Raw genomic sequence first — 13,486 nt, 5'->3', positions numbered from 1 at the left:
CAGCTCACCCGAGGTAACTTACAAAAGTCGATGGATGTTGTGAAGATTAGGCCGGTGGTTCCGGTTCGGCCGGGGCCTCGCCGGGCGTGGGCGTGACCGGGCTGCCGGGCTCCTCGGTCCGGCCGTATCCCGAGGTGATGAACCGGAGCCCGGCCAGCAGCACCGCGGCCACCGGCACCGCGATGAGGAACCGGATCAGCACCTCGGTGAGGTCGATCTCGTCGAGGACGTATCGGTACAGCGCCGGCGCGCTAATCAGCAGCGCGAAGAGCAGGACCGACCATCGGATCATCGTGCGGCGCGGGCCTGCCGACGCGGCGGCGCGGCGGGCGGTGTGACGTCCGCGGCGATCCGGGCGCAGAGCATCGCGGCCCAGGCGTGCGGGGTGGCCGGTTTGCCGTCCATCGAGTAGATCGGCAGGTCCAGGCCGAGCACGGTGGCCGGATCCGAGGTCAGCTCGATGTTGTGCACGACCAGCGCCTCCACCTCGCCCAGGGAGCGCAGGTACCGCGCGGTGTCCGCGGTCTTGCGGGTGGCGTCGACGACCGCCCAGAGCGCGGTGGCCCCGATCGCGTCGCACATGTCGGCCACCCAGATCGGGTCGGTGCTGCCGACCGGCGCGTCCAGCACGACGACCCACGCCGCCTCGGAGCCGTGCAGCTTGTCGGCGCGCTCGGCGGCCACCGCCGGGCTGGCGATGACGCGGGACGAGTGGATGCCGGTGCCGGCCGCGGACGGCCCGGCGAGGAGCAGGTGGGTCTGGTCGATGCCGGCCTGCTCCAGCAGGTGCCGGCCGATCGGTACGGCGTGCGTCAGGTCCCCGGCGAGCACCAGGATCTCACCGGGCGCGTCCGGTACGCCGGGCGCGGACGGGCGGGCGGCGAGCGCGGCCAGCACCCCGGCGTACGTGTCGCCGCCGGTGATCTTCGTGGCCATCTCCTCCGGCATGCCCACCGAGATCAGATTGCGGATCACCGGGTCGGCGTGCACGGGACGTACCGCGGCCGGCGGGTTCTCCGGGGCCGGCGGCGGTGCGGCGGGCGGCGCGGCGGCGGGCGGGGCAGCGGCAGGCGGGGCAGCCGGCGGCGTCAGCCCGTACGCGTGGGCGGCCGAGCGGGCCGGCGTCGGAGCGGGCTTCGCGGCCTCGAACGGCGGCACCTCGCTCGGGCTCACCCCGAGGCCACCCATCAGCTCGGCCAGGCTGGGTACCGGGGGCAGCGGCTTGACGGCGTTGGAGTTCACCGGGGTCTCGCTGGTGGTGGCCGGGCGGAACGGGCGTACCGCCGGGGTCTCCTCGCCGTCGCCGCCGGCCTTGGGCCGCGGTGACGGCCGCACTCCCGCGCTGGTCGCGATGTGGTGCGCCGCGTCCAGGCCGGACATCAGTTCGGCGAACGCCGCGCCGGTGTCCGACAGGTCGCGGCGGTGGGCCGCCTCGGCGTCGTCCATGCCGGCGTTCCGGCCGGCCTTGCGGTCCCCGGCGGCCGGCCGGCCGGGCGCGACCGGCACGTCCCGCTCGACCGGCCGCTCGAACGGCGACGGCTCGTCGGCGACGATCCGGTCGTGCGATTCCGCGCGTTCGAGCAGTTGCTCGAGCGTGTGTGGCCCCGCGTCGCGAGCCGGGGCGGTGGTCGTCGCCGTCTTGCGCTGCGTCATGTTCTTCCTGTCGTCGCTGGGGTCCGGAACTTCTACGGACAGTTCGTAGTGTTGCTTCGCGAAGAAGCCGCCGAAGCCACCGCTACGGACCTTGTCCGCTGAGATGATCCGGACGCCCGACCCGTACTCTTCCCGGACCTGCGCCAACAGCGGCTCGATGGCCGGTCCCTCAAGCAGCACCCGCGTAGGCACCGTTCACCACCCCCATCGTCTCGATCTGTGCGGTGGAACCAGAAATCTCGGTGTAGGACAACACCTGCACGCGTCGCGAGCCGGCCCGGAGCAGGCGCATCAGCGGCAGACGTAGTTGCGGAGAGCAGGCCAGCACGGGCGTGATGCCCTGCTGCTCGGCGGCCTCCACGAGCCGGGCGGCCTCGCTGACCACCGCCTCGGCACGCATGCCGTCGATGGCCATGAAGGCGCCGGTCTCGCTGGGACGCAACGATTCGAGGAGGCTCTGTTCGAGCATCGGGTCGAGGGTGATCACCGTGAGCCGGCCGCCGCTCGCGTACTGGGCGGCGATCGCCGGGCCCAGCGCGGCGCGGGCCGCCTCGATCAGTCCGTCGTGCTCCACCGAGACCTTGGCGCGCAGCGACAGCGCCTCGAAGATCCGGACCAGGTCGCGGATCGGTACGCCCTCGTCGAGCAGGCCCTGCAGCACCTTCTGGATCTGGCCAAGGCTGAGCTGGGTGGGCGTGAGCTCCTCGACCACCACGGGATGCGAACGCTTGACCATCTCGGTGAGCGCCCGCACGTCCTCGCGGCCCAGCAGGCGGCTGGCGTTGGTGCGGACCACCTCGGCCAGGTGCGTGATGATCACCGAGGCCCGGTCCACCACCGTCGCGCCGGACAGTTCGGCCTGGTAGTGCAGTTCGGCCGGTACCCACTTGCCGGCCAGGCCGAACACCGGCTCCACGCCGGCCCGGCCGGGCAGCGCCTGCAGGCCGTCGCCGATGGCCAGGACCGTGCCCGGCGGCGCCTGGCCGGTGCCGGCATCCACCCCGGAGATCCGGATCGCGTACGACGAGAGCGGCAGGTCTAGGTCGTCCCGGGTACGCACGGGCGGCATCACCATGCCCAGCTCCAGTGCCATCTTGCGGCGCAGGGCGCGGACCCGGTCCAGCAGGTCGCCGCCGTTGGAGTCGACCAGGTCGACCAGGTCCGGCGACAGTGCCAGTTCGAGCGGGTCCACCCGCATCTCACCGAGGAGCTGTTCCGGCGAGTCCGGCGACGGGCGGTCCACCTCGGCGGGCGCCTGTTCGACCTCCGGGATCGGGTCCTTGATCCGTTGCGCGATGAGCAGGGTGGCCACGCCGATGATCAGAAAGGGGGGCTTGGGCAGGCCGGGGATGACGCACAGGCCGAGCGCGGCGCCGCCGGCGATCCGCAGGGCGAGCTTGTTCTGGCTGAGCTGGGTGGTGACGCTGCTGCCCATGTCGCCGGAGGTGGCCGACCGGGTGGTGATCAGACCGGTGGCCACCGAGAGCAGCAGCGCCGGGATCTGCGACACCAGGCCGTCGCCGACGGTCAGCAGGCTGTAGTGGTTCATCGCGTCGGCCGGCGACATGCCGTGCTGCAGCATGCCGACCGCGAAGCCGCCGATCAGGTTGATCACGGTGATGATGATGGCCGCGATGGCGTCGCCCTTGACGAACTTCGAGCCACCGTCCATGGCGCCGTAGAAGTCGGCCTCGGCGGCCACGTCGGCGCGGCGCCGGCGGGCCTCGTCCTCCTCGATCAGGCCGGCGTTGAGGTCGGCGTCGATCGCCATCTGCTTGCCCGGCATGGCGTCGAGGGTGAACCGGGCACCGACCTCGGCGACCCGCTCGGCGCCCTTGGTGACCACCACCATCTGCACGATGATCAGGATCATGAAGATGACCAGGCCGATGACCAGGGAACCGCCGACCACGAAGTCACCGAACGCGTGGATCACCTTGCCGGCGTCGCCGTCCCGCAGCACCAGGCGGGTGGCGCTGATGTTCAGCGCGAGCCGGAACAACGTCATGACGAGGAGCAATGCCGGGAAGACCGAGAAGTCCAGCGGCCGCTGGACGAACATGGAGACCATCAGAACCAGCAGGGCCGCGGTGATGTTCAGGGCGATCAGCAGATCGAGCAGGAAGGTCGGCAGTGGCACGACCATCATGACGATGATGCCGATGACCCCGACGGGTACGGCGAACTTGCTGAGGTTCCGGTTCTTCACGTGACCTTCCAGGAGTGGGCGCTTCAGGGGCCGATCCGTGCCCTGGTGTCGCCGTCCTGGCGTCTAACCGATCGGCGTTCCCTCGCCGACACTGAGCACGGGTTTCTCCCCCACCAGTCGATCCTCCCGCGATCACGGCCGTGATGTGAGGAAATCTCCTAAATTGCCGGGACGGGAGTGGGGTTCGGGTTGCGATGCAACCCGGCTGCCGAACCGCGTGACTTGAGGCTCATGACAAAGGCGAGCACCTTCGCGACCGCCCCGTAGAAGTCCGCCGGGATCTCCTGGCCCACCTCGACGCTCTTCTCCAGCGCCCGGGCCAGCGCCACGTCCTGCACCATCGGGATCCGGTGCTCGGTGGCCAGCTCGCGGATCTTCGCGGCGATCGCACCCTGCCCCTTGGCCACCAGCCGCGGGGCGCCCTTCTCCGGGTCGTAGCGCAGCGCCACCGCGACGTGCGTGGGGTTGACCAGCACCACGTCGGCGGTCGGCACGTCGGCCATCTGGCGGTTCCGCGCCATGGCCATCTGCCGGGCCCGGATCTGCCCCTTGACGTGCGGGTCGCCCTCGCTGTTCTTGTGCTCCTGCTTGACCTCTTCCTTGGACATCCGGAGCTGCTTGTTGGTGCGCCGCCGCACCACGAAGTAGTCGGCCGCGGCCATCACGATGCCGGCCACGGACGCCGCCCGGATCAGCGTGAGGGCCGCGTCGGTGACCACCGCGAGCAGCGTGCCCAGCGGCAGCCGGCCCGCGGTCATCAGCAGGGGCACCAGGTCCTTCACCGTGACGTAGAGGACCCCGCCCAGCACCCCGGTCTTGATCAGCGCCTTGGTGCCCTCCCAGAGCGACTGCGGCCCGAACATCTTCTTGATTCCGGGAAGCGGGTTGAGCCGCTTGAACTTCGGGATGAACAGCTTGGAGGCGACCCGGATGCCGCCCTGCGCACCGGCCGCGGCGATGCCGACCACCATCATGGTGAGGGCGAGCGGGAGCACCGCCCAGGCGGCGCTCATCATCCCGTCCTTCAGGATCCCCATGGCCACCACCGGGTCCGGATCGGCGATCACGTCCGGGATCTTGGTCATCGACTCGCGGGCGTAGTCGAACGCCGAGCCCAGGGTGCGGGGCAGCATGATGCTGGCGGCCAGCATGCCGAACCAGGCGCCGACGTCCTGGCTGCGCCCGATCTGCCCCTCCTGCTTGGCCTTCTTCAGCTTCTGCGCGGTGGGCTGTTCGGTCTTCTCCCCACTCATCCGTTCCCACCCCCTCCGGGCACCGTCAGCCGCCGGTCAGCTGGACCACGGCCGAGACGGCCTTGTCGACGATGGCGTCCAGGGCGCCGGGCAGCATGGCGATCGCCGTGCCGGACAGCGTCAGGACCAGGAAGATCTTGGCCGGGAAGCCGAGCTGGAACGCGTTGAGCGCCGGCGCGACCCGGTTGAGGAGGCCGAACGCGACGTCGGTGAGGAACAGCACGGCGATCAGTGGCCCGGCGATCTGCAACGCGGCCAGGAACATCTCGCCGATGCCCTCGATCAGCAGCTTGCTGAACGTCTCCATGGAGAACATCGCGTTCAGCGGCAGCGCCTCGTACGACTGCAGGAAGCCGCGCAGCACCAGCTGGTGGCCCTCGGTGGCGAACAGCAGCGTGATCGCGACCAGGTTGTAGAACCGGCCGAAGATCGAACTCTGGCTCAGCGACAGCGGGTCGAACGCCATGGCCAGCGTGAAACCGCCGAACACGTCGATCAGGTCGCCGGCCGCCTGCAGCGCGGCGAAGAGCAGCGCGGTGATGAAGCCCAGCGCGGCGCCGATGAAGACCTGCAACGCGGCGCAGGCGATGATCTCGCTGGTCTCGATCGAGGGCAGGGTGCCCCGCAGGTACGGCGCCATCGGCAGCGCGATGCCGACCGAGAGCAGCGCCTTGACCGGCCCCGGGATCATCCGCGAGTTGAACGGCGGGCAGATCATCATCCAGGCACCCGCGCGTACCGCGCCCAGCATGATCGCCAGCAGCTCCGCGATCGGCACGTCGGCGTTCATGCGTAACTCGCCACCAGCGCCGTAATGATCAACCCCCAGCCGTTGACCAGCACGAAGAGCAACAGCTTGAACGGCATCGCCACGGTCACCGGCGGCAGCATCATCATGCCCAGCGACATCAGCGACGCGCTGACCACCATGTCGATGATCAGGAACGGGATGAAGATGACGAACCCGATGATGAACGCGGCCCGCAGCTCGGACAGCACGAACGCCGGGATCAGCGTGGTCAGCTCGACGTCGTCCGGGTTCGCCGGCTTCTCCTGGCCGGACACCTTGACCAGCAGGGCGATCTCGTCCGGGCGGGTGGTCTTGTACATGAAGTCGCGCAGCGGCTGCACCCCGTCCCGGAACGCCTCCGACTGGCTCTTGTCGCCGCGCAGGTAGGGCTGCACGCCCAGCTCGTTCACCTGGGACACGGTCGGGCCCATGATGAACAGGCTGATGAACAACGCCAGCCCGGCCAGCACCTGGTTGGGTGGCGTGCTGGTCAGGCCGAGCGCGTTGCGGGTGATCCCGAGGACGATGAAGACCTTGGTGAAGCAGGTGCAGAGCAGCAGCACCGCGGGCGCCACCGAGAGCAGCGTCAGGCCCAGCACGATCACCAGCGAGGTGGCCGGCTTGCTGCCGTCGGGGTTCGTACCGTCGATGTTGAAGTTGATCGAGCCGCCGCTCGGCGAGACGGTCGGCTCGGCCGGCGGGGTGGGATCCGCCGGCGCGGCCGGCAGCAGGGCCGGGACCGGCGCGGCCTCGGCCGCACCGGGCAGCAGGATCAGCGCCAGGCCGAGGCCGGCGAGCAGGAGCAGGAGGGTACGGCGGACCATCAGCGCCTCGTCGTCCGGTCGCGCAGGAAGTCCAGCGTCGAGCCCCAGGTGCGCGGGGACAGGATGGAGCCGTCCAGCCGCCCGCCGGTGGCCGGATGCCCGGACGGCGGCAGCACGTCGTCCGGTTCCAGCGGGACCGTGTCCCGCCGCTCGACCAGGTGCCCCTGCTTGCCGAACTTCTCCGGATCGATCTCGCCGAGCAGGCTCACCTGTTGATCGGTGACGCCGAGGATGAGCGCCTTGTCGGCCACCTGGACCACGGTGACCGTGGCACCCCGGGCCACCTGCTGCCGGTTCAGCACCGCCAGCGTGCCGGCGCCCCGGTTCCCGCTCAGCGGGCGGCGCGCGACCTTGGCCAGTCCCCACATCAGGCCGAACACGACCAGGAGGGAGAAGCCGATCCGCAGCACCAGTTCGAACAAGGGTCACTCCCGCTCGGCGCCGGGGGCGACGATCTCGGTGATCCGGATGCCGAAGTTCTCGTCCACCACCACCACCTCGCCACGGGCGATCAGCCGCCCGTTGACCAGCAGGTCCGCCGGGCTGCCCGCGGCCCGGTCCAGCTCGACGATCGCGCCCGGGCTGAGCGAGAGGAGTTCGCGCACGCTCATCCGGGTGCGGCCGAGTTCGGCGGAGACCTCCATCTCGACGTCGTGCAGCATGTCCAGGCCGCCGCGGGTCACCGAGCCGTCGCCGCGTCGCGCCACACCGCCGGGACCCTGGTCGACCGGCCACGGGGTGAGCGCCAGCGCCACCACGGCCCGGACGTCGCCGCCGTCCAGCAGCGGTACGGCCACCGCGTGGTCCTTCGTGGCGATCGCGCTCAGGGCCACGCCGGGTTCCATCAGCTGACCGGGATCGAGCACGGTGGGCCCGAACACCCGGGCGGCCGCCTCCAGCGCGGGACGTACCGCGGCGGTCAGGTCCAGCTCGCCGAGCGGGCTCTCCTTGAGCGCGTCGGCGAGGTCCTGACCGACCACCACCACGACCTCACCGACGGCGGCGCCGCTGAACTTGGCGGTGATCGCCTGTCCCCCGGTGAGCAGGTCCGCACTGGCTGCGGTGGGCTCCCCGGCGACCAGTTCGCGACTGGTCGGCAGGACGGCGAGCGCCGCCTCGACCGCGGTACGGGCGAGGGCGAGCTGGGGCCCGGTGATGGTGGGGGCGGTCATGGGCGGCCTTCCTCCTTCGGCGACGGCACGACGAGACAGGCGAGCCGGGCGCCCTGATTACCGGGTACTGCGTGTGCGAAAACGGTCTCGTTGACGGTCACCTCGAGAGGCCGACTGGTCGGGTGCCCGAGCGGCAGAACGTCGCCGGGACGCAGATCCACGATGTCATCCGTACGCATCCGGATGGGGTGGAATCGGACCGCTACGTCGATCGGCGCCGCGGAAAGCCCAGCAGTGATCTTGCGGTGCGAGCTTTCCCGCATCATCCGCTCGGCCGGCGTCAGCTCGACGGTCTCCTGCTTCTCCAGCACCGGCAGGATCGTGTTGAACGGCAGGCAGATGCTGGCCAGACACTCCTCGGTACCGATCTTCATGTCGAACGACGCCACCACCACGGCGTCCCCGGGTGCGTGCGCGCGGAGGAACTGGGCGTTGTACTCGATCTCGCGCAGCTTGGGCTCGATCGGCACCAGGCTCTCGAAGCCGTACTTCAGCTCACCCAGGATCCGGTCCAGCAGCCCGCGCAGCAGCGGCATCTCGACCTCGGTCAGCGGGCGCTCCGGCTGCGGGCCGCCGGGACCACCCAACATGTGGTCAATCGCGGTCATGACCATGCTCGACGACATCTCCATGAGGACCGTGCCGGGCAGCGGGTCCAGGGCCACCATGGCGATCACCGTGGGATTGGCCAGCGAGGCCACGTACTCGTCGTAGTTCTGCTGCTCGATCGAGCCGAGCGTGACGTTGCTGACCACCCGCAGCCGCGTGGTGAGCAGGGTGCCGCAACTGCGCGCGTACGTCTCGAACGCGATCTGCAGCGTGCGGACGTGGTCGCGGGAGAGCTTGATCGGCCGGCGGAAGTCGTAGGGCGCCGGGCCGGAACCCCCGCCCCGGCGCGACATCCGGCCCGGGGAGCGTGCGGTGGAGACCGCGGACGGCGACTTGGTCACGTCGTCCTCATCGGCTCATTTCGCGAACCGCTGAGCCGGTACGCCGCGTTTATCCCTTTATCGGGGAACCGGCGGCCCCGGTCACCCGGGACCGCCGGTTCCGCCCGTCGTCACTGCGTGACGAACTGGGTGAAGTAGATGCCCATGACCAGGTGCTTGCCCTCGACGTTGTACGCCTTCTCGATCTTCTCGAGCAGCTCGTTCCGGGCCTTCGAGCGGCCGTTCTCGGTCTCCAGCTCGCCGATCTCCAGGCCGGTGTACTGGCCGATGGCCAGGTCGATGGCCTGGGACGGGTCGATCTCGGCGCCCGCGGCCTCCTCGGTCATCTGCAGCGCGAAGCCCACCTTGAGGTAGTGCCCGTCGGCCAGGTTGACGGTCAGCGGGTTCTCCAGCGCGACCACCTCGCCCTTGACCGGCGCCTCCACCTTCTTCTCGCCGCCGGCCAGCATGAGGTACGCCCCGGCGCCACCGCCGCCCAGGAGGACCACGGCGGCGATGATGATGATCAGCAGCAGCTTCTTGGACAACTTCTTCTTCGGCGTCCCGGCCGCGGCGTCCTTCTCGTCCTTGCTCATCGGAGCTCCTCCTGTCGTGTCAGTCGTGCGTGGTGGCGGGTGTGCCGGTGGCCTGTTCGGCCTGGGCCTTTGCTGCTGCCTCGGCCTGCGCCGTGGTGGTGCCGGTGTGCGGCTTGGCGTCCCCGCCGGCCGCGGACGGCAGCAGCGCCGCCTGGTCGGCCGGGAGCGTGGTCTTCACGATCACGTCGACGCGACGGTTCAGCTGCACCGAGCGCGGGTCCTTCGGGTCGATCAGCGGCTTGGTGTCGCTGAACCCCACCGCGCTCAGCCGGTTCTTGGCGAGCCCCCGGCCGGCGAGGTACCGCACCACCGTCGAGGCCCGGGCGGCGGACAGCTCCCAGCCGCTCGGATAGAACGTCGTGCGGGCCTTGAGCTGGTTGGTGTGCCCGTCGACCTCGATCGCGTTGGGCAGCTTGGCCAGCGGCGGCGCGATGGTGTCGAGGATCTTCGCGCCACCCGACCGCAGCTCGGCGCGGTTGCCCTCGAAGACCACCTCGTTGGTGACCACGGTGACGACCAGGCCCCGCTCGTCGATGGTGAACTTCACGCTGGCCAGCAGCTTCGCCTTGGCCAGGGCGTCGGCGATCTTCTTCTCGATCTCCTTGAGGTTCTCCGCCTCCTTGGCCGCCGCCTTGGCGTCCCGGGAGCTCTGCGCACGCTCGGCGGCCTTGATCGCCCGCTCGACCGCCTCCTTCTGCTCCTTGGTCATGTTGTCCGTGCCGGCGCCGCCGTTGCCCGGGTCGGAACCCGGGTCGATCGGCGCGAACTGCGGACTCGCCTGGCCGTCGAACGTCGACGCCTGGCTGTCGAACGCCACGGACTGGTCGCCGAAGCCCTGGGACAGGCTGCTCGCCAGGGCGGCGAACTTCTTCTGGTCCACGCTGCTCATCGAGAACAGCACCACGAACAGCACGAACAGCAGGGTCAGCATGTCCGCGTACGACACCAGCCACCGCTCGTGGTTGACGTGTTCCTCGTGCTCCTCATGGCGCTTCTTGCGCTTGGCGCCCCCGCCGCCTGCACCCATCGGTTACGCCGCCTTCTTGCTGGCCGACGCGGCCTCGGCCTTCAGCGCCTCGTCCGGCGGCAACAGGCTGCGCAGCTTCTGGGCGACCAGGCGCGGGTTGGAGCCGGCCTGGATCGCCAGCACGCCGTCGATCACCAGCTCCATCTCGTCCACCTCGATGCCGGAGAGCCGGCCGAGCCGGGCGGCGAGCGGCAGCCACAGCACGTTGGCGCTGAGCACGCCCCACAGCGTGGCGACGAACGCGGCGGCGATGGAGTGACCCAGCGTCTCCGGCTTGTCCAGGTTCTCCAGCACGTGCACCAGGCCCATGACCGTGCCGATGATGCCGATGGTCGGCGCGTACCCGCCCATGTTCTCGAAGATCTTGGTGCCGGCCTTGTCGGCCTTCTTCTTGGCGGCGATCTCGGCGTGCAGGATGTCGTGCAGCTCGTCCGGGTCGGTGCCGTCGATGGCCAGCTGCAGGCCGCGCTTGAGGAACGGGTGCTCCACGGTCTTCACCGCGTCCTCGAGAGCCAGCAGGCCCTCGCGCCGGGCCCGCTCGGCCAGCTTGACGACGTCCTCGACGAGCTTCGCCGGCGGCGTCACCTTGGGCAGGAACGCCTTCTTGAGCAGCGCGCCGACCCCGATGGTGTCCTTCAGGATGCCGCCCGCCATCGCGGCGCCGAGGGCCCCACCGAAGACCAGCAGCATCGCCGGGAACAGGATGATCGAGCCGGCGTGGCCGCCCTCGAGCATCTGGACGACGAAGACGATGATGAAGGTGACGATGATGCCGACGAGGGCTGCGATGTCCATCAGCGGTCCTTTCGGTGCAGCGGCAGAACCTTGGCCTGGGCCAGGTCGTCCTGCTCGTCGGCGGAAGTGTCGGCGGTGCGGAGCGACTCGGAGTCGGACTCCATCCGGCTCGCCTGGGCGATCAGCGAGGCGCGGTAGTGGCGCACCGAGTCGATGAACTCGGGCACCGATTCGGCGATGACGTACTTGGTGCCGTCCACCAGCGTGATGACCGTGTCGGGCGTGCAGTCAGCGCGCTCGACGAGATCGGGGTTCAGTGCGAACACGGCACCGTTGATGCGGGTTACGAGGATCACGACGACGTCCATCCCTGGTCGGTCTTACGGCTGGTGGGGCCATCCGTTGCCCCGTCAATTGGTCCATCGGCTCGCGGTCCGTTGCGATTGAGCGCGGACCGGTCGCCATCCGGGTGCGACCTGCCCCGGATACGCGGAAGCCGGGGCGGGCGAGGGCCCGTCCCGGCTTCCGCCGGCGCTACGTACGTCAGCGCTTGAGGTTCACGAGTTCCTGGAGGATCTCGTCGCTGGTGGTGATGATCCGGCTGTTCGCCTGGAAGCCACGCTGGGCGATGACCAGGTTGGTGAACTCCTGCGCCAGGTCGACGTTCGACATCTCCAGCGCGCCGCTGGTGATCAGGCCGAGCCCGCCGGTGCCGGCCGGGCCGACCTGGGCCAGGCCCGAGTTCACCGTGCTCCGGAACATCGAGTCACCGATCTTCTCCAGGCCGTTGACGTTGTTGAAGTTGGCCAGCGACAGCTGGCCCAGCGTCTGCTTGAGGCCGTTGGAGAACACGCCGACGATCTGGCCGGTGTTCGACACCGTGTACGAGCTCAGCACGCCGGCCGCCGACCCGTCGGAGTTGCTCACCCGGGCCTCGGTGTTGCCGCTGAACTGGGTCAGGTCGTGGATGTCGAAGATGAAGCCGCCGACGGTGATCTTTCCGGTGTCCTCGAGGGTGAGCGGGTCGGTGTCGCCGACCGCCTTGCCGGCCACGAACGGGACCGTGCCGGTGCTGCCGTCCGGCAGCGTCAGCGACCAGGTGGTGGCGTCCGCCTTCTGGAACGTCACCACCATGGTGTTGGCGGCGCCGTCGGCGTCGTACACCTTGATCGGGATCTCCTTCTGCGTGCCCACCGGGGCCTCGTTGGAGAAGTTGCCGGTCATGGTGATGTTCTCGGTGACCGTGGGCGCCAGGCTGATGCCGATCGGCAGCTTGATGTTGTCCGGCGCACCGGCCGTGTTGACCACGCCCTCGTCCGCCATCCAGCCCTGGACGACCTGACCGTTGGGTGTGGTGAGCGAGCCGTTGGCGTCGAACGTGAAGGAACCGGCGCGGGTGTACAGCGTCTCGCCGCCGCTCTTCACGACGAAGAAGCCGTCGCCCTGGATCATCATGTCGGAGGACTTGCCGGTGGTCTGCGCGGCGCCCTGTCCGAAGTTGGCGTTGATGCTGGCCAGACGCACGCCGAGACCGACCTGGGCCGGGTTGGTGCCGCCGGCGTCGTTCTGCGGTGCACCGGCGGCGTTGACCATCTGGCTCAGCGTGTCCTGGAACACCGTCTGGCTGGACTTGTAACCGGTGGTGTTGACGTTGGAGATGTTGTTTCCGGTGACATCCATCATCTGCTGGTGCGCACGCAGGCCGCTGATGCCGGAGAACAGGGAACGCAGCATAGGGGTCGATTCCTTCGCGAGAGAGGTGGCGGTGAGCTGGGGTCAGGTAGTGGTCTGCTGGACTTCCGTGACCTTGGACAGCTGCACATCCGTGTCCCCGACCACGAGCGTCGGTTCGCTGTCTCCGTTGAGCTTCGTCTTGGTCACCACGCCGGTCTGCGTCACGCCGGCCGCGTCCTGGTAGGTGACCGTGCGGCCGACCAGCGCGCTGGCGCCGATCAGCTGCTGCGCCGACAGCATGTCGGCGATCTGGCTGAGCTTCTCGACCTGGGTGAACTGGGCCGTCTGTGCCAGGAACTGCGTCGAGTCGGACGGGTTGGTGGGGTCCTGGTACTTCAGCTGGGCCACCAGGAGCTTCAGGAAGGTGTCCTGGTCACCGAGCGACTTGCTGCCGCCCGCGTCGGTCGTCGTCTTGTTCGTGTACATCGAGGTCGGCGTTGCCTTCACGTCGAACTCGTTGCTGATGCTTCCACCGATCGGCGACGTCATGGACGTTCCTCCCCTGGCCCGGCCGGCACGTCCCGGTGCGACGTGCTCCTGTCCTCGTCTTCGGCCGGTGCGCCG

15 protein-coding genes are annotated in these 13,486 nt (G+C 69.5%); all 15 read right to left on the bottom strand.

The genetic code is table 11. From position 1 onward, the window contains the following. Positions 1–46: 46 nt before the first annotated feature. The 15 genes from LDL48_RS12650 to LDL48_RS12580 all read right to left on the bottom strand — a co-directional run bounded on the left by LDL48_RS12650 (position 47) and on the right by LDL48_RS12580 (position 13,411). A complete protein-coding gene (locus LDL48_RS12650; protein WP_225255267.1) occupies positions 47–292 on the bottom strand; it encodes a hypothetical protein in 246 nt (81 codons plus the stop codon). Further along, a complete protein-coding gene (locus LDL48_RS12645) occupies positions 289–1,833 on the bottom strand; it encodes a hypothetical protein (protein ID WP_225255266.1) in 1,545 nt (514 codons plus the stop codon). Before LDL48_RS12645 ends, LDL48_RS12650 begins: the two co-directional genes overlap by 4 nt. Beyond that, positions 1,823–3,862: a flagellar biosynthesis protein FlhA gene (gene flhA, locus LDL48_RS12640; RefSeq protein ID WP_225255265.1), complete on the bottom strand. Its 2,040-nt coding sequence runs from the start codon at positions 3,860–3,862 to the stop codon at positions 1,823–1,825. Before flhA ends, LDL48_RS12645 begins: the two co-directional genes overlap by 11 nt. 158 nt (positions 3,863–4,020) lie before the next feature. After that, complete coding sequence (locus LDL48_RS12635) at positions 4,021–5,115, bottom strand: EscU/YscU/HrcU family type III secretion system export apparatus switch protein (RefSeq protein ID WP_225255264.1); 1,095 nt, start codon at positions 5,113–5,115, stop codon at positions 4,021–4,023. 25 nt (positions 5,116–5,140) lie between these two features. Beyond that, the gene (locus tag LDL48_RS12630) at positions 5,141–5,905 is read right to left on the bottom strand and encodes a flagellar biosynthetic protein FliR (protein WP_225255263.1); all 765 of its coding nucleotides are present in this window, start codon (positions 5,903–5,905) and stop codon (positions 5,141–5,143) included. Then, positions 5,902–6,729, bottom strand: a complete 828-nt coding sequence (fliP, locus tag LDL48_RS12625) for a flagellar type III secretion system pore protein FliP (RefSeq protein WP_225255262.1) — start codon at positions 6,727–6,729, stop codon at positions 5,902–5,904. Before fliP ends, LDL48_RS12630 begins: the two co-directional genes overlap by 4 nt. Continuing rightward, on the bottom strand, positions 6,729–7,151 hold the full coding sequence (locus tag LDL48_RS12620) for a FliO/MopB family protein (protein WP_225255261.1): 423 nt from the start codon (positions 7,149–7,151) through the stop codon (positions 6,729–6,731). The genes fliP and LDL48_RS12620 overlap by 1 nt, the downstream gene beginning before the upstream one ends. A gap of 3 nt (positions 7,152–7,154) precedes the next feature. After that, a complete protein-coding gene (fliN, locus tag LDL48_RS12615) occupies positions 7,155–7,901 on the bottom strand; it encodes a flagellar motor switch protein FliN (RefSeq protein ID WP_225255260.1) in 747 nt (248 codons plus the stop codon). Further along, the gene (locus tag LDL48_RS12610) at positions 7,898–8,851 is read right to left on the bottom strand and encodes a flagellar motor switch protein FliM (protein WP_225255259.1); all 954 of its coding nucleotides are present in this window, start codon (positions 8,849–8,851) and stop codon (positions 7,898–7,900) included. The genes fliN and LDL48_RS12610 overlap by 4 nt, the downstream gene beginning before the upstream one ends. A gap of 110 nt (positions 8,852–8,961) precedes the next feature. Continuing rightward, positions 8,962–9,426: a flagellar basal body-associated FliL family protein gene (locus LDL48_RS12605; RefSeq protein WP_225255258.1), complete on the bottom strand. Its 465-nt coding sequence runs from the start codon at positions 9,424–9,426 to the stop codon at positions 8,962–8,964. Positions 9,427–9,445: 19 nt separating this feature from the next. Beyond that, positions 9,446–10,453: a flagellar motor protein MotB gene (locus LDL48_RS12600; RefSeq protein WP_225255257.1), complete on the bottom strand. Its 1,008-nt coding sequence runs from the start codon at positions 10,451–10,453 to the stop codon at positions 9,446–9,448. 3 nt (positions 10,454–10,456) lie between these two features. Next, positions 10,457–11,248: a flagellar motor protein gene (locus LDL48_RS12595; RefSeq protein WP_225255256.1), complete on the bottom strand. Its 792-nt coding sequence runs from the start codon at positions 11,246–11,248 to the stop codon at positions 10,457–10,459. Continuing rightward, positions 11,248–11,556 (bottom strand): flagellar FlbD family protein, encoded by a 309-nt coding sequence (locus LDL48_RS12590; protein WP_225255255.1) that lies wholly within the window; start codon positions 11,554–11,556, stop codon positions 11,248–11,250. Before LDL48_RS12590 ends, LDL48_RS12595 begins: the two co-directional genes overlap by 1 nt. A gap of 175 nt (positions 11,557–11,731) precedes the next feature. Continuing rightward, entirely contained in the window at positions 11,732–12,922 is a 1,191-nt protein-coding gene (locus LDL48_RS12585; protein WP_225255254.1) for a flagellar hook protein FlgE, read from the bottom strand. 42 nt (positions 12,923–12,964) lie between these two features. Beyond that, positions 12,965–13,411, bottom strand: a complete 447-nt coding sequence (locus LDL48_RS12580) for a flagellar hook assembly protein FlgD (protein ID WP_225255253.1) — start codon at positions 13,409–13,411, stop codon at positions 12,965–12,967. Between the last annotated feature and the right edge of the window lie 75 nt (positions 13,412–13,486).

The organism is Jidongwangia harbinensis, assembly GCF_020216025.1.
GTDB classification, from domain to species: domain Bacteria; phylum Actinomycetota; class Actinomycetes; order Mycobacteriales; family Micromonosporaceae; genus Actinoplanes; species Actinoplanes harbinensis.
The sequence above is the reverse complement of the archived record's forward strand: the minus strand, read 5'-3'. Positions and strand labels throughout refer to the sequence as shown.